Origin of the sequence: Massilia sp. UBA6681 (assembly GCF_002454935.1) — a bacterium.
GTDB classification, from domain to species: domain Bacteria; phylum Pseudomonadota; class Gammaproteobacteria; order Burkholderiales; family Burkholderiaceae_D; genus Telluria; species Telluria varians.
Window position 1 is genome coordinate 1 of the sequence record NZ_DKJX01000009.1, and the last position, 16,327, is coordinate 16,327.

Genomic DNA, 16,327 nt, shown 5'->3' on the forward strand with positions numbered 1-16,327 from the left:
CGCTGCCGTCCGGGTGCCAGACGCGGCGCGCACCCGTCTTCGGCGCGGCCGGCGCCGCCTCTTCGCCATCACGCACCATGCTCTGGCCTGGCAGGCGCAGGCTGCCCTTGCCCGACAGCGGGCTGGCGCGGCGTGCATTGCCAACCGGGGCGCGCGGTCCTTCGCCGGCCAGGCGCGCGGAAGCGGCGCCGGTCAGCTGGGTGCCGGTTTCGATGGTGAAACGCGCGCCGGCATCCTTGCCGAGCACCTGCACCAGATAAGGCATGGTTTCGCGCAGCATCGCCTCCAGGGTGTAGGGCGGATTCAGGATGAACATGCCGCTGCTGTGCAGGCCGATGCCGTCCGGCCCCGGAGTCGACACGGTGAGGGTCACATTGAGCCATTCCTTGGCCGGCAGGCGCTCGAGCTTGTCGGGGAACTGGCGCGATTCCATGCGTTGCAGCACCGGATACCAGACCGCGTACATGCCTGCCGGGAAACGGCCCAGGGCTTCTTCCAGCGCGTCGCGCACCTTCTTGTAGTCGTCCTTCACTTCATACGGCGGGTCGACCAGCACCAGCNNGACGCGCTTGCCGCGGGCGCGCTCGCCCTGCTCGGCCCGGTGCGCCTCGGCCTTGCGCACGTTCTCGTACAGGATCTTGACGTCGGCCGGGTGCAGCTCGAACAGGCGCAGGCGGTCATCGAGGCGCGACATCTGGTCGGCCACGTAGGGCGAGCCCGGGTAGTAGCGCATCTTGCCGCTCGGGTTCATGCCCTTGACCAGGTCGAGGTAGGGCTTGAGCGCCTCGGGGACGTCGGTCGCATTCCACAGCGGGCCGATGCCGGTGTCGTACTCGCCGGTCTTGGTGGCCTGGAAGCTGTCGAGCGCATACACGCCGGCGCCGGAGTGGGTATCGATATAGGTGTAGGCGACGTCCTTCTGGTTCATGTACAGGTGCAGCTGCACTTGGACGAAGTGTTTGAGGACATCGGCGTGATTACCCGCGTGGAAGGCGTGGCGGTAGCTCAACATAAGCTGGAATTCCTGAGAAGAGAGTCGGTGCCGTGTTAGTCGACGGCGCAATGGGCGCCATTATCCACTACAAAGCAATTTCTCGGGCCGATGAAAAAAACCGCAGGCCCTTGCGGGCGCTGCGGCAAAGTCACAGAGGCAGGTATGGCGGGCGGCGCTCAGGCGACCTTCTTCTCGTCGAAGAACTGCTCGTCCTCGGTGGAACCATGCAGCGCGGTGGTCGAGCTCTGGTTCTGCTGGATGGTCTGGGTCACGGCGTCGAAGTAACCGGTGCCGACTTCGCGCTGGTGCTTGACGGCGGTGAAGCCTTTCTCGGCGGCGGCGAATTCGTTTTCCTGCAGCTCGACAAAGGCCGACATGCCGCGGCGGGCATAGCCGTGCGCCAGGTTGAACATGCTGTAGTTCAGGGCATGGAAGCCGGCCAGGGTGATGAACTGGAACTTGTAGCCCATTGCGCCCAGCTCTTTCTGGAACTTGGCGATGGTCGCGTCGTCCAGGTTCTTCTTCCAGTTGAACGAAGGCGAGCAGTTATAGGCCAGCATCTTGCCCGGGAATTTCGCGTGGATGGCTTCGGCGAACTGCTTGGCGAAGCTCAGGTCCGGCTTGCCGGTCTCGCACCACACCAGGTCGGCGAAGGGCGCGTAGGCCAGGCCGCGCGAGATGGCCTGCTCGATGCCGGGCTTGACGCGGTAGAAGCCTTCCACGGTGCGTTCGCCGGTGCAGAAAGGCTGGTCGATCGGGTCGACGTCCGAGGTGAGCAGATCGGCCGCTTCGGCGTCGGTGCGGGCGATGACCAGGGTCGGCGTGCCCATCACGTCGGCCGCCAGGCGCGCGGCGTTGAGCTTCTCGACCGCTTCGCGGCTCGGCACCAGCACCTTGCCGCCCATGTGGCCGCATTTCTTGACCGAAGCCAGCTGGTCCTCGAAGTGCACGCCGGCGGCGCCGGCATCGATCATGGACTTCATCAGCTCGAAGGCGTTCAGCACGCCGCCGAAGCCGGCCTCGGCATCGGCCACGATCGGCGCGAAGTAGTCGATGTCGTCCTTGCCCTCGGACCACTGGATCTGGTCGGCGCGCTGGAAGGTATTGTTAATGCGGCGCACCACCAGCGGCACCGAATTGGCCGGGTACAGCGATTGGTCCGGATACATTTCGCCGGCAACGTTGGCATCGCCCGCCACCTGCCATCCCGACAGGTAGATCGCCTTCAGGCCCGCCTTCACCTGCTGCATGGCCTGGTTGCCGGTCAGGGCGCCGAGGGCATTCACGTAGGGTTCGTTGTTGACCAGGTCCCACAGCTTCTCGGCGCCGCGCTTGGCGAGGGTGTGCTCGATCTGGATCGAGCCGCGCAGGCGGACCACATCCTCGGCCGTGTAGTTGCGCGTCACACCTTTCCAGCGCGGGTTGGTTTCCCAGTCTTGCTGGAGTTCACTGATCTGTTGTTCACGAGTTGCCATGCTGATTCTCCTGATTGAAAGGCTAAGTTGCGAAGGAATCCGTTGGGTAAATCATAGATCAGTTTGTGCGCAGCACAACAACTCTTATATAAGACATTAAAAGATTTTTTTATCCAATAATTTCAATGCGTTGCGAATGCCTTTTCATGATGTGGCATGAAGTTTCTTAGAATGGGAATCGAATACGGCGCTGGCTTTGCTGCACATTTCGTCAGGCGAAGTCTCTATTCCACGATGTAAAACGTGGATTCCGGATGGCCTTGTTGCGCGGATGCATTCAATCATCAATTTCCTCAAATAATTGTTGACTAGACGAATTTGTAATGACATGATGCAATCATCAGATTCGTCAAAAACCTCAACAAATTATCGAAAGTGATTATGCGCGCCCTTTTCCGCCATGCAGTCAGCAGTCTCTTCATTGTTGCCGCAACCAATGCGTCGGCGGGTGTCATCACACAAGACGGCGTCGTGTTCACGTCGACTTTTACTGGTAACGTCCTGAGGCTCGAAATCGACGCCGCCAAACGCAGCGGCGGCTGGGCCGCTGCGAGCGCCATCGACGGCCTGGCGATCAAGACGGTCGGGAGTTTCTCGGGCGTGAAAATGAGCAGCTCGACCGGCGCCAACTGGGCGCTGTCGAGCGCCGAACTGAACGCTTCCGGCTGCGCCGGCAAAGGCAAGGGTGGTGCCGCCCGCCTGTGCTTCAGCGGCGGCGCCGTCGACCTGGCCGACAACATGGTATTCACCTTCACCTTCGAAGGCAGCCCGGACCTCGCCGCGCCGCACCTGAAGGTGCACTTCGTGAACGCCGGCGGCGCCAAGGTCGGCAGCCTGCTGTCGACGGACTTCCCATGGCAGGCGGAGACCAGGCCGGCGCCCGTCCCTGCTCCGGCTCCGGCTCCGGCTCCAGCGCCAGCTCCTGCTCCGGCTCCAGCTCCGGCGCCCGCTCCGGCGCCCGTTGCCGAACCAGTACCGGTGCAAACGCCTGATCCGGCGCCGGCCGGCGGCACCCAGGGAGGTGGCGGCGCGGCGGAGACCGGCGGCAACCTGCCGGTCACGACGCAGCCGGCTCCCCTGGACCCGGCGCTGTTCCCGGCGCCCCCCATCGTGGTTCCTGGCAGCGGCAACGCCAACGCCGGCAACACTCCCATCGTCGAGCCTGCCGACGGCGGGTCCAGCGAGGTGCCGGAGCCGCAATCCCTGGCCATCGTCGGCGCCGGCCTGGCCGTGATGGGCCTGGCGCGCCGTCGCCGCCGTACGGCCTGACAGAAGTTCAATACGCGCGGGCGCATGAACAAACGGCGCGTTCCTTGCGGGACGCGCCGTTTTTTAGTTGTGTGCGACGGGCGGATGCTTACTTGGCCAGCTCCACCTGCTCGCCGAACACGAGGTTCCCCCCACGTACCCGCACCGGGATCGTATCCTTCGGCCCGAAGCGGCCCGACAGGATCGCCTTCGACAGCGGATTCTCGATCTGCTGCTGGATCGCGCGCTTGAGCGGACGGGCGCCGTAGATCGGGTCGAAGCCCGCTTCCGCGATCTTCTGCAGGGCTTCGTCGTCGATGTCGAGCGTCATCTCCATCTTGGCCAGGCGTTCTTCCAGGCCTTGCAGCTGGATCTTGGCGATCGCGCCGATGTTCTTCTCGTCGAGCGCATGGAACACCACGATCTCGTCGATGCGGTTGATGAACTCGGGGCGGAAGTGGCCGCGCACCTCGGCCATCACGGCCAGCTTCACCACGCCCGGCTCGTCGGTGTCCATCGACTGGATCTTGTGCGAACCCAGGTTCGAGGTCATCACGATCACGGTGTTCTTGAAGTCCACGGTGCGGCCCTGGCCGTCGGTCATGCGGCCGTCGTCCAGCGCCTGCAGCAGCACGTTGAACACGTCCGGATGCGCCTTCTCGATTTCATCGAGCAGGATCACGCTGTAGGGCTTGCGGCGCACCGCTTCGGTGAGGTAGCCGCCCTCTTCATACCCGACGTAGCCCGGCGGCGCGCCGATCAACCTGGCCACCGAATGCTTCTCCATGAACTCGCTCATGTCGATGCGGATCAGGGATTCCTCGGTGTCGAACAGGAAGGCGGCCAGTGCCTTGCACAGCTCGGTCTTGCCGACGCCGGTCGGGCCCAGGAACATGAAGGAACCATAGGGGCGGTTCGGGTCGGACAGGCCGGCGCGCGAGCGGCGGATCGCATCCGACACCGCTTCGATCGCCTCGTCCTGGCCGACCACGCGCTTGTGCAGCTCGTCCTCGATGTGCAGCAGTTTTTCGCGCTCGCCCTGCATCATGCGCGACACCGGGATACCGGTGGCACGCGCCACCACCTCGGCGATTTCCTCGGCGCCGACCTGGGTGCGCAGCAGTTTCGGCTTGCTTGCCTCGCCGTCCGCGCCTTCGGCGGCGCTTTGCACCGATTCTTCGGCCTTCTTCAGCTGGGCCTCCAGTTCCGGCAGGCGGCCGTACTGCAACTCCGAGACGCGCTGCCAGTTGCTCTGGCGCTTGGCTTCCTCCATCTGGTGGCGCAGGCGCTCGATCTCTTCCTTGATGTGGGTGGTGCCCTGCACCGCCGCCTTCTCGGACTTGAGGATCTCCTCAAAGTCGTTGTACTCGCGTTCCAGGCGCGCGATCTCTTCGCCGATCAGCTCGAGGCGGCGCATCGACGCTTCGTCGGTTTCCTTGCGCACGGCTTCACGCTCGATCTTCAGCTGGATCAGGCGGCGCTCGAGCTTGTCCATCACTTCCGGCTTGGAGTCGATCTCGATCTTGATCTTGGCCGCTGCCTCGTCGATCAGGTCGATCGCCTTGTCCGGCAGGAAGCGGTCGCTGATATAGCGGTGCGAGAGCTCGGCCGCGGCGATGATGGCCGGGTCGGTGATCTCCACCTTGTGGTGCAGCTCGTATTTTTCCTGCAGGCCGCGCAGGATGGCGATGGTCGCCTCCACGCTGGGCTCGTCGACCATGATCTTCTGGAAGCGGCGCTCCAGCGCGGCGTCCTTCTCGACGTACTTGCGGTACTCATCCAAGGTGGTGGCGCCGACGCAGTGCAGCTCGCCGCGGGCCAGCGCGGGTTTCAGCATGTTGCCGGCGTCCATCGCGCCCTCGGCCTTGCCGGCGCCGACCATGGTGTGGATCTCGTCGATGAAGACGATGGTCTGGCCTTCGTCCTGGGCCAGCTCCTTGAGCACGCTCTTCAAGCGTTCCTCGAACTCGCCGCGGTACTTGGCGCCGGCCAGCAGGGCCGCCATGTCGAGCGAGAGCACGCGCTTGCCCTTGAGCGAATCGGGCACTTCGCCGTTGACGATGCGCTGCGCCAGGCCTTCGACGATGGCGGTCTTGCCCACGCCCGGTTCGCCGATCAGCACCGGGTTGTTCTTGGAACGGCGCTGCAGCACCTGGATCGCTCGGCGGATCTCGTCGTCGCGGCCGATCACCGGGTCCAGCTTGCCCATCCGGGCACGTTCGGTCAGGTCGAGGGTGTATTTTTTCAGCGCTTCACGCTGGCCTTCGGCGTCCTGGGAATTGACCGATTCGCCGCCGCGCACGGCGGAGATGGCGGATTCGAGCGCCTTGCGCGCCAGGCCGTGCTCGCGCGCCAGGCGGCCGGCCTCCGACTTGTCTTCGGTCAGCGCCAGCAGGACCATCTCGGAGGCGAGGAACTGGTCGCCGCGCTTCTGCGCTTCGCGATCGGCCAGGTTCAGCAGCGCCACCAGCTCGCGCGAGACCTGCACGTCGCCGCCCGTGCCCGAGACCTGGGGCAGGCGTTCGAGTGCCGACTTGAGCGCGTTGGCGAGGCCGCCGACGTTGACGCCGGCGCGCTGCAGGAGTGAACGGGCACTGCCGTCGTCCTGGTTCAGCAGGGCGACGAGCAGGTGGACCGGATCGATGTACTGGTTATCGTTGCCGACCGCCAGGCTCTGGGCATCCGCCAGCGCTTCCTGGAGCTTGGTCGTCAGTTTGTCTTGCCGCATGGTATTGCTCCCTAGTGGTGTTCTTAACTAAGGAGCAAAATTGGGATGTCTGTCTGCTTTTCAAGATGTGCAACGCAGCTCTCCTTGCACGGCAAGCCGCGTCCTCATTCCATGGCGGCCTTGGGCTCGCCAGGGCGCGTGCCGCCGAGGTCGCGCACGTTCTTCTGGACGGCGACCACGGCGAACAGGCTCAGCACGAAGGACATGGCGTAGAAACCCTTCTCGCTCGGCGCCAGGGTGGCGTTCCACAGGCCGACCGTGAGCAGCAGGATGGCCGAGATCAGCGACACCCAGCACAGGCCGGCATAGATGCCGGTCACCGGCAAGCCCTCGCTGCGGTCACGGACCGTCTTCTGCAGCGATACCGCTGCAAAGAGGCCGAATAGCAGCAAGGTCAGGTAATAGCCCTTCTCGTTCAGCTGCATCTGGGCATTCCACAGGCCGATCAGGTAAGCGCTGCCGCCGATCAGGAGCGCACCCCAGGAAGCACCGACGAAGGCGGCGGTAGGACGCTGGACGGTTTGCATGGCTGTTTCCTCAAGTTAATGAACTAGCCGCAAACTTATCACGCTCCTCGAGCAGCACGATTGATCTATGCAGGGGGTAGCAGCCCGTAATACCGCTAGCCGCGCAGGACGCGCCATGTGGCGAAGCCGGCCACGCAGAACAGGATCGAGCCGAGCAGGTGCAGGAGGGTATGGGCCAGCGCCCAGCCGTATTCGCCGCGCTGGAGCAGCAGCACCGATTCGCCGGAAAAACTGGAGAAGGTGGTCAGGCCGCCGAGGAAACCGGTGATGGCGAACAGGCGCCACTCGGGCGAGAGGCCGGGATAGGCGCTGAAGAAGCCCAGCGCCAGCCCGACCAGGTAGCCGCCGGCGAGGTTGGCCGCCAGCGTCCCGACCTGCACGTAGGCGTGCAGGCTGCCCAGCCAGAGGCCCAGCCCCCAGCGCAGCCAGGCGCCGATCGCCGCCCCGGCGCCGACCGCCAGCCAGCTCAAGCTTCAGCCCACTTACGCTTGGCGGAGTCGTCGCTGGCGCGCGCGTCGACCCAGCGCGCTCCTTCCGGCGTCTGCTCCTTCTTCCAGAACGGCGCGTCGGTCTTCAGGTAGTCCATGATGAACTCGCAGGCGGCGAAGGCCTCGCCGCGGTGCGCCGAGCTGCAGGCCACCAGCACGAGCTGGTCGAGCGGTTTCAAGGGACCGACGCGGTGGATGACCTGCACGCCGAACAGCGGCCAGCGCGCCCTGGCCTGGGCCACGATGTCGCCAAGCGCCTTTTCCGTCATGCCTGGATAGTGCTCCAGCTCCATCTCGGACACCGCGGAACCCTCGTTCAGGTCGCGCACGGTGCCAATGAAACTGACCACGGCGCCTACGCGGCCGTCGCCCGCGCGCAGGGCAGCGAGTTCACGCGACAGGTCGAAGTCCGCTTCCTGCACGCGGATGTCGGTCACTTGGGCCGATGCCGGCGCGCGCATTGGCACAGTCATCGTCCGTCCTTCGCGTAGCGCGTCAGCAATTGCTCGATGCGCAGTTCGGTGCGGGCGTCAAGCAGCGCCGGCAGCGCCAGCAGCTCGTGCAAGCCCTTGGCAGCGGCACCCTGCCCCGCGCCGTGGCCCGACTTGTGACCGGACTTGAGCGAACTTTGCAGCACCTCGACCTGCAGCTTGAGACGCTCGCGCGCGAACTCGGCGCCGCTGTCGATGCCGGCCGCGATCTCCAGGCGCAGCAACTCGTGCAGCAGGCGCTCGCGATTGGCTTCCAGCTGGCGCGCGTGGCCGCTGCGGTCGCATTCGAGCGCGCCCAGGGCTGTCTCGAAGCGCGCATGCAGCACCGGTTCGTAGCCGCCTTCGAGCGGCAGCAGCGCGTCCCAGCGCCCGCGCCAGTCGGATGGATTGGTGTGGGCGTCGGGATTGACGATGGCGTTTTCCAGCGCCTGGATCAGGCGTAGCTTGTCGCGCACGGCGCCGGCCAGCGCCAGCCCGGCGGCGCGGCGCGCCACGTCGGCATGGTGCTGCACCGCCGCCAGCGCGGCGTGGTAGCGTTTCTCGATGCGGGCCTCGTGGGCGCGCGGCACCGGCCCGATCGCCGCCCACTCGGCCGCCGCCTCGCGCAGCAGCTTGCCGGCGGTGGCGGGAGTCGCATCCGGCGCGGCGGCTTCGAGACGCGCGCACAGCGCCTCCTTGGCGGTTTCATGGGCGCGCCGTTCGGCGTCCGCCGCATGGGCGTGCTCCTTGCGCTTGGCGAACAGCGCGTCGCAGGCGGCGCGGAAGCGTTGCCACAGCGCCTGCTCGGCCTTGCGCTCGAGCGGCAGCGCACGCGCATGCTCCTGCCAGCGCGCCTGCAGTTCGCGCAGCGCGTCGACGGCGTGACGGTCGTGCGGGTCGAGGGCCAGCGCTTCTTCGATCAGCTGCTCGCGCACGCTCATTTCGCCCTTGCGCTGTTCTTCCAGCGGACGCTGGAGCGTGTTGAGCGCGTCGGAGAACAGCGCGTCGAGGCGCTTCTTGTCCTTGCGGTCGATCGCGCCCAGGTGGCTCCAGGCGGTGCGCAGGCGCTGCACGGTGCCGGACACGTGCTTCCAGTCGGCCTCGCCCGACTCCAGGCGAGCGATCTCGGCCTGGGCTTCCTCGACCAGGGCCTGGCCGCGCGCGGCGTTGGCGTGGCGCTCGTCGGCCAGGTGGCGGAAGTGGGCGGCGGCCGGCGCGTAAGCCGCCGTGCAGGCGGCGTCGAAGCGCTCCCACAGCGAGCGCGGCGCGGCCCCCGACAGGCTGTCGAGCGCCTTCCAGCGTTCGCGCATGCTGCCGACCTTCTTGGCCAATTCCCCCATGGCCAGGTTCTGGGTGGACAGGCCCTCGACCTGCTTGATGAGTTCTTCGCGAGAGACGTTGCCGCCCCAGCGCGCCCAGTCGGACAGGCGCTTGAGCTCGGCGCGCACGTGGTTCAGGCGCTCGAGCTGGGCAGGCGTGAGGCGCATGCCCTTGTCCTTGCTTTCCTTGAGCGACTTGTCGAGTTCGGCGGCGGTGCCGAGGGACCCCTGCTGCAGCGCCGCTTCCATCGCGTCGAGCCGGTCCAGGAAGTGCTGGTCGGCGCCCTTGTTCTGGGCCTTGGGGGCTTTCGGCACGGCGGGCGCGGCCGCGGCCGGCCTGGCCGGCTCCTGCTTCGGCTTGGGCGCCTCTTGCGGCAGGCTGGCCAGCAGCTCGTCGAAGCGCCCCTGCAGTTGTGCGCCCGATCCGTTGGCGGGCAATGCCGGCAGGCGCTGCCATTCCTTGCGGAGGAGTTCGGCCTTCAGCTCCGCCACCGGCTGGGCCTGCCATTGCGCGAGCGCAGCCTCGCGCGCGGCCAGCGCGGCGCGGTCCTGTTCGATGGTGGCCAGGCTGGCGGCGAGGCGCGCCTGCTCGGTGGCGACTTCCGCCACCAGCGCCCGCGGCAGCGAGGCGTGACCCGGCGCTACCAGTGCGGCGGCCTGCTCGCGCGACATGGCGTCGAGGCGTTCGGCAAAGGCGGCGGCCTCGAGGCCGTCCGACTCGAGCTGGCGCAGCGCGGCCAGGCGGTCGATCATGGCGCGCTGCAACTGCACCTGGTCTTCCAGGCGCTTGCCGAGCTCGGCACGGACGGCATCGAACTCCGGCGCCAGTTCCGGCGCGGTGATGACCGCCCATTTGCGGTCGAGCTCGGCAACGTGGTTCGGGGTCAGCAGCTCGTCGCCGAGCAGCGCCTTGGCATGCGCCAGGGCTTCCTGGCCGCGGCGCAGTTCGGCGTCATGGTGGCGGATCGCGTCCAGGCGCGACTGCATCAGCTTGGCGACGCGGCGATCGGTATTGCGCATCGCCGCATGCACGCGTTCGAGCTGCGGCCGGCTGTGGACCAGCTCGGCGGCGGCAAGGCGCAGTTCGGAGAATTCGGAGGCAAGAATGAAGGCGACGGCGGTTTCCTCGTCGCCGTTCAGGTGCTTGAGCTGTTCGGCCTGCTGCTCGCGCGGGGTCGGCGCCCCGGCGTCCGCGCCCCTCGGCCCGCCAGCCGGCGCGGACGGGCTCGTCGCCGCCGGCGCGCTGCCCGGTTTCTCACCGGAAGCGCCGGCCGGCTTGTCGCCACCCTGCCGCTTGAAAAGGAATTCGAACATGATGAAATCGCACTTCCAAAACCCCCATCATAGCAAAGAACCATGGTGGCGCTTGCCGCGCGCCTGACAAAGCCCTCATTGCTGCGTCGCATCGTCTCGCCGTACTAAAGTACTGTCTTCGACGCTGCTCCTTGCCCTGAGGGCTTTGTCAGACGCTTCTCTTTGGGTCTGTGCCTGGTCCGCCGCGCGCCTCAGTGCGCGGCATAGTGCGGCAGGAACGACACCGCGCCTTGCTTGACCGGATTCCTGCCCATGGCGCCGGCCGCGACCTGCCCGGGGCCATAGCCACGATTCTCGTTCTGCCAGGCATCCTGGGCCAGCATCTGGTTGGCGATCGCAAACCAGACTTCGCTCGGCACATGGACGCGCGCCAGCGGGAACAGCTCGCGTTCCTCGCGCTCCAGGCGCTCGAGCAGCAGGTTGCAGCAGCGTTCCAGCGCGGCGCCGAAGCCGGCGTCATGCACGGCTGCCGCCGCATGGGCGTCGGCGCGCGCCTCGATGGCGGCCAGGGTCAGGGCATCGAGTTCCGCCAGGAGTCCGGCAACTGCGTCGTCTGCCGTGCGGGCGCGGCGCAGGGCCGGCACCACGAACTTGTCGAGCTTGCGCCAGTAGCAGTTGTCGAAGGCGACCCGCAAGGCATCGCAGGCCAGCTTGACCTCGCGCGGCGTCGGCATGGCATGCTGCCAGGCGCCCGGTTGCCAACGTTCCAGCAGGGACTGCAGGCCGATGCGCGCGCTGGCTTGCTCGATGGACAGGGTAACCAGCGTGTAGGTGGACGTCAGCATCTTGTCTCCTCTCAGGATAGCTTCGCCAAGGCGAGGCCTGGCGCGGGCCGCGAGTCTTGGCTGGGGAAGCTTTTTTGTCGGGGTGGGCGGCAGCTTTTATTGTTATGGCCGGCCTCTGGGAACTCGTAGTGTAGAGAGATGCCCCTGCTCGGGTTTGAGGTGGCGCAAGCCCGGACCGGTGGACATTGGAGACTTTTTAGTTGTTGCGATGTCAAAGCACGATTACGGCAACCCGATGGTTCCGGAAGCTTCGAAGGCTGCAGCCAGGCGCATGCCGAAGGTTTCCGGCACGGCATGGATCACCCGCACCCTGGGGCATCCATGCCAGCGCGCGCAGCGCTGTACGGCGCCCGCCACGTCCTCGACCAGGCGCTCGCTGAGGCGCACGCCCGGCTCCAGGTGAACGCTGCGCAGTTCGAATTCGCCGGCCTTGCGATGGGCCTTGGCGTCGATCCGGCCGACCAGCGCGCCGCGGCGCAGGATCGGCAGCGTGAAATAGCCGTAGCGCCGCTTTTGCGCCGGGGTATAGCATTCGAGCCTGTAGTCGAAGCCGAACAGTTCGAGCGCGCGACGGCGGTCCCAGACGATCGGATCGAACGGCGACAGCAGCGTCGTCAGGCGCGGCGCCAGCCTGCCCTGCTCCGCCTGGCGGGCAAGCATCGCATGTTCGGGATGGATGTAGACCGGGTCACGCCAGCCCTCGACCCGTGCGCGCAGCAGCAGGCCCTGCTCCGCCAGCGCCGCCGGGTCCGGGTGCGGACGCCGGGTGCGGTGATAATCGGGAATCCACGCGGCCCTGGCCATCCCGAGGGCGCGCACTGCCTGCAGCACGAAGCTGCGGCGCACCTCCTCCAGCGGCGGCATGTAGCCGTCGTGCCAGCTCGGGTGCACGCGTTCGGCCAGGTCGTAGATGCGCTGGAAGTTGTGCCGGCGCGCGATCATCAAGTGGCCCGCGGTGAACAGCACTTCCAGCGTGCGCTTCTCGGGCTTCCATTCCCACCAGCCGCCTCCTTTCCCGTCGCTGCGCTCGAAGTCGGACGAGCGCACCGGACCTTTTTCACGCACGTGCGCCAGCAGGGCCGCGACCTCGTCGGCGCGCTCGCGCATCCAGTTGGCGGAATACTTCCAGCCCATGGCTTGCGGATCGAGCATGCGGTGGCGGTACAGGCCGTAATCCTCGATCGGCAGGAAGCAGGCCTCGTGCGCCCAGTATTCGAACAGGCGGCCCTCGGCCAGCAGTTCGTCGAGCCAGCCCGGGTCGAAGTCGCCCAGGCGGCTCCACAGCACCAGGTAGGGACTGCGCGCGACCACGCTGATGGTATCGATCTGGAGCATGCCCATGAGCCGGATCGCCGCCAGCACGTCAAGCTTAGCGGCACGGCGGCGGCGCGGCGCCAGCATGTCCTGCGCGGCCAGGTGCAGGGCTCGGGCGCCACTTAGAGAAAGTTCGAAATCCGGCTTGATCGCGCTCATATCCTTATTTTAATAGCAAACCAATACTACTGTAAAAAAACACAGTCTTTTCTTGGGCGACACGGCAAGTCTGCGCTATAGTGAGCGCCGACCCGACTTTCCATTCCAACCATGCGGCTGCTTCATACTTCCGACTGGCACCTGGGCCAGACCCTGCACACCTTCGACCGGACCTACGAGCATGCGTGCTTCCTCGACTGGCTCGTGGAAACGCTCGCGGCGGAGGAGATCGACGTGCTGCTCATCGCCGGCGACATTTTCGACAACGCCAATCCGTCGGCAGCCGCCCACCGCCAGCTGTACCGTTTCCTGCAGCAGGCGCGCAGCAGGGTGCCGCACCTGCAGGTCGTGGTCATCGCCGGCAACCACGATTCGCCGGGTCGGCTCGAAGCGCCCACGCCGCTGCTGGAAGCGCACGGCACCATCGTGGTGGGCAACGTTGCGCGCGCGCCGGACGGCAGCGTCGACCTCGAGCGCCTGCTGGTGCCCCTGCGCCGGCGCGACGGGACGGTGGCGGCATGGTGCCTGGCCGTTCCCTTCCTGCGCCCGGGCGACGTGCCGCGCGCGGCGGCCGAGGATGCATCGACGGCGCTGGATCCCTACCTGCACGGCACCACTGTGCTCTACCGGCAAGCCTTCGCGCTGGCGCAGTCGCGCTGCACGGGGAATGAAGCGATCGTCGCCATGGGCCACTGCCACATGGTCGACGGCCAGTCGTCCCAGGATTCCGAACGCCGCATCGTGATCGGCGGCACCGAGGCCCTGCCGGCCTCGATGTTCGATCCGGCGGTCGCCTACGTGGCGCTGGGCCACCTGCACCTGGCGCAGCGCGTCGGCGGCCACGAGCACCGGCGCTATTGCGGCAGTCCGCTGCCGCTGTCCTTCTCCGAGGTCGGCTACCAGCACCAGGTGCTGCGCATCGAGCTCGACGGCCCAGCCGCGAAGTCGGTGACCCCGCTGCCCGTGCCGCGCGCGGTGCAATTGCTGCGCGTACCGAGCCAGCCGGCGCCGATCGACGAGGTGCTGGCCGCGCTGGAAGCGCTCGAACTTCCCGAGGCGCCGCCGCACCAGCAGCCCTTCCTCGAGGTGCGCGTGCTGCTCGAAGGTCCCGAGCCGGGCCTGCGCGCGCGGGTCGAAGCGGCGCTCAGCGGCAAGCCGGTGCGCCTGGCCAAGATCGAACCGACGCGCCGCCACGCTGCGCCGGACAGCGTCGAAGAAGCCCTGAGCCTCGACCAGCTGGCCCAGCTGCAGCCGGACGACATCTTCCGGCGCCTGTGGGCGCAGCGCTTCGGTGACGAGGCGCCGCCCGAGCAGCTGGCCGCCTTCGCCGAGCTCACCACGGCCCTGGGTGGAGACGCGGCATGAGGATCCTGCGCATCAGCGGCAAGAACCTGGCTTCGCTGGCCGGCGAATTCCTGGTCGACTTCGAAACCGAACCGCTCGCCTCGAGCGGCCTGTTCGCTATCAGCGGACCCACCGGCGCGGGAAAAAGCACCCTGCTCGACGCCCTGTGCCTTGCGCTGTACGACGCCACGCCGCGCCTGCTCAAGCGCGCCGGTAGCCAGCTGCCGGACGTCGGCGGCGACACCGTTTCCGCGCTCGACCCGCGCACCCTGCTGCGGCGCGGCGCCGCCGAAGCCTGGGCCGAGGTCGACTTCGCCGGCAATGACGACATCCGCTACCGCGCCCGCTGGAGCGTGCGCCGCGCCTACGGCAAGCCGAGCGGCGCGCTACAGCCCTCCAAGATGACCCTGCACCGCCTGCCCGAGCTCGATCCGCTGGGCGGCACCAAGACCGAAGTGGCGCTTGAGATCGTGCAGCGCATCGGCCTGTCCTTCGAACAGTTCACGCGCGCCGTGCTGCTGGCGCAGAACGAATTCTCGGCCTTCCTCAAGACCGACGAGAACGAACGCGGCGAGCTGCTGGAAACCCTCACCGGCACCACGATCTACAGCGACATTTCCCGGCGCGCCTTCGAGCGCTACCGGGCCGAACAGGAACGCACCCGGACCCTGTCCGGGAAGCTGGCCAACCAGGCCCCGCTGCCGCTTGAGGAACGCGACAAGCTCGAAGCCGAGCGCGTGAATGCCGAGCTGGCGCTGGAAGCGGTCGATGCGCGCCGCGCGGCCCTCGAAGGCGAACTGCGCTGGCACCAGGAAGCCGCCAAGCTGGAGCGCAGCGAAGCCCAGGCCGTGGAAAGCCTGGCGACGGCCCAGGCCGCGCAGCAGGAGGCGGCCGGGCGGCGCCAGCGCCTCGCCACCCTCGATGCGGTGCAGCCGGCCCGGCCGCAGGTAGCGGAAGTCCAGCGCCTGCAGGAAGAACACAAGGCGGCGGCCGAATCGACCGGCAAGCTGGAAAGTGCGCTCGCGACGGCGCTGGATGCACGCCGCCAGGCGGTGCTGGACGTCGACGCCGCCCTGTCCGCCCTCGATGCCGCCGAGAGCGCCTTGCGTGCCTCGGCGCCCCAGCTCGACACTGCCAAGGCGCTCGATGCCGCGATTGCCGCCCTTGCGCCCGCACACGGCCAGGCGTCCAACGCACTGGAAGCGGCTCGTGCCGAGGCGCGCCAGGCGCGCAGCGTGCACGCTGCCAAGGCCGCCGAACACGAGACCGCGAAAGGCCAGCGCGAGCGCGCCGCCGGCTGGCTGGCGCTGCACGCAAGGCTGGAACCGATGGCGGCCCAGTGGCCGCGCTGGGACAAGCTGCTGGCCCAGGCCGCGCAATCGGTCGCGCTCGATGCCGGCGCCGCGACCGCGCTGGAGACGGTGAGCCGCCAGGCCCGGCAAGCCGGCGCGCACGAACAGGCCGCCGTCCAGGCGCTGACAGGCGCCACCGGGCGCCTCGATGCCCTCGACACGGCGCGGCGCGAAGCGATGGCGGTCCTCGAGGCCGTCGATCCGCAGGAGCTGGACAGCGAACGCCAGGCCCTGGATGCGCGCCGCGAACTCCTCGCCGCCGCCGAAAAAGCCTGGACGGCGCTGGTCACGACACGCCAGGAATATGCCGACACTGCTGGCGAACTCGACCGGGTGGACACGGCCCGCGCCGCCGCCAGCCGCCTGCTCGAGGAAGCACGCGGCGCCGGCCCCGCCCTCACGGCGGCGCTGCAGCAGGCCGAGAAATCGCTGGCGGCGGCGGAGCTGGCCTGCGCCTCCAATGTGGAGCAATTGCGCGCGAGCTTGCACGACGACGCGCCCTGCCCGGTCTGCGGTTCGCACCAGCATCCCTACCGCGACGATGGCCGCGAGGACATGCTGCACGCCATGCTGGCGAACCTGCGCGCCGAAGTCGGCAACTGCCGGGCTCGCCTGCGCGACAACGAAGCCGTGCAGGCGGCGCAGGCCGCCACCCTGGCCGCCTCTAGCGACCGGCTCGCCGGACTGCAGCGCGAGCGCGGCACCCTGCGCAAGCTGCTCGACGAGCTCGAGGCGGAGTGGGCCGCGCAGCCGCTGGCGGCCGAGGTCCCCGCCGCCGAGGGCCAGGACGATACGGCGCGCCGGGCCTGG

The 16,327-nt window shown here is 67.6% G+C and carries 12 protein-coding genes; 3 read left to right on the plus strand and 9 right to left on the minus strand.

All coding sequences use genetic code 11. The features are described 5' to 3' along the window. Both B2R83_RS01455 and aceA read right to left on the minus strand, forming a co-directional pair. Window positions 1-1,012 (minus strand): 23S rRNA (adenine(2030)-N(6))-methyltransferase RlmJ (locus B2R83_RS01455; RefSeq protein WP_292037902.1); only part of this gene is annotated, 1,012 nt, incomplete at its 3' end. A gap of 158 nt (window positions 1,013-1,170) precedes the next feature. Beyond that, on the minus strand, window positions 1,171-2,469 hold the full coding sequence (aceA, locus tag B2R83_RS01460; protein WP_292037904.1) for an isocitrate lyase: 1,299 nt from the start codon (window positions 2,467-2,469) through the stop codon (window positions 1,171-1,173). Window positions 2,470-2,940: 471 nt separating this feature from the next. On the opposite strand from aceA, the gene B2R83_RS01465 reads away from it, so the two are divergent. Continuing rightward, window positions 2,941-3,738 (plus strand): PEP-CTERM sorting domain-containing protein, encoded by a 798-nt coding sequence (locus B2R83_RS01465; RefSeq protein WP_292037905.1) that lies wholly within the window; start codon window positions 2,941-2,943, stop codon window positions 3,736-3,738. Between the two features lie 88 nt (window positions 3,739-3,826). On the opposite strand, the gene clpB is transcribed toward B2R83_RS01465, so the two are convergent. From clpB to B2R83_RS01500, 7 genes are all read right to left on the minus strand, one after another. Continuing rightward, window positions 3,827-6,445: an ATP-dependent chaperone ClpB gene (clpB, locus tag B2R83_RS01470; protein ID WP_292037906.1), complete on the minus strand. Its 2,619-nt coding sequence runs from the start codon at window positions 6,443-6,445 to the stop codon at window positions 3,827-3,829. 104 nt (window positions 6,446-6,549) lie between these two features. Beyond that, complete coding sequence (yiaA, locus tag B2R83_RS01475; protein WP_292037907.1) at window positions 6,550-6,972, minus strand: inner membrane protein YiaA; 423 nt, start codon at window positions 6,970-6,972, stop codon at window positions 6,550-6,552. 95 nt (window positions 6,973-7,067) lie between these two features. After that, entirely contained in the window at window positions 7,068-7,442 is a 375-nt protein-coding gene (crcB, locus tag B2R83_RS01480) for a fluoride efflux transporter CrcB (protein ID WP_292037908.1), read from the minus strand. Next, window positions 7,439-7,933 carry a molybdopterin synthase catalytic subunit MoaE gene (gene moaE, locus B2R83_RS01485; RefSeq protein ID WP_292037910.1) on the minus strand — a complete coding sequence of 165 codons (495 nt, stop codon included), beginning with the start codon at window positions 7,931-7,933 and terminating at the stop codon, window positions 7,439-7,441. The genes crcB and moaE overlap by 4 nt, the downstream gene beginning before the upstream one ends. Beyond that, on the minus strand, window positions 7,930-10,563 hold the full coding sequence (locus tag B2R83_RS01490; RefSeq protein WP_292037911.1) for a DUF349 domain-containing protein: 2,634 nt from the start codon (window positions 10,561-10,563) through the stop codon (window positions 7,930-7,932). Before B2R83_RS01490 ends, moaE begins: the two co-directional genes overlap by 4 nt. Window positions 10,564-10,754: 191 nt before the next feature. Further along, on the minus strand, window positions 10,755-11,348 hold the full coding sequence (locus B2R83_RS01495; protein ID WP_292037912.1) for a hypothetical protein: 594 nt from the start codon (window positions 11,346-11,348) through the stop codon (window positions 10,755-10,757). Between the two features lie 222 nt (window positions 11,349-11,570). Beyond that, window positions 11,571-12,821 carry a winged helix-turn-helix domain-containing protein gene (locus B2R83_RS01500; RefSeq protein ID WP_292037913.1) on the minus strand — a complete coding sequence of 417 codons (1,251 nt, stop codon included), beginning with the start codon at window positions 12,819-12,821 and terminating at the stop codon, window positions 11,571-11,573. 111 nt (window positions 12,822-12,932) lie between these two features. On the opposite strand from B2R83_RS01500, the gene B2R83_RS01505 reads away from it, so the two are divergent. Further along, a complete protein-coding gene (locus B2R83_RS01505; RefSeq protein WP_292037914.1) occupies window positions 12,933-14,186 on the plus strand; it encodes an exonuclease SbcCD subunit D C-terminal domain-containing protein in 1,254 nt (417 codons plus the stop codon). Beyond that, window positions 14,183-16,327, plus strand: a 2,145-nt coding sequence (locus B2R83_RS01510; RefSeq protein ID WP_292037915.1) for an AAA family ATPase, incomplete at its 3' end; no start/stop codon positions are given. The genes B2R83_RS01505 and B2R83_RS01510, both read left to right, overlap by 4 nt.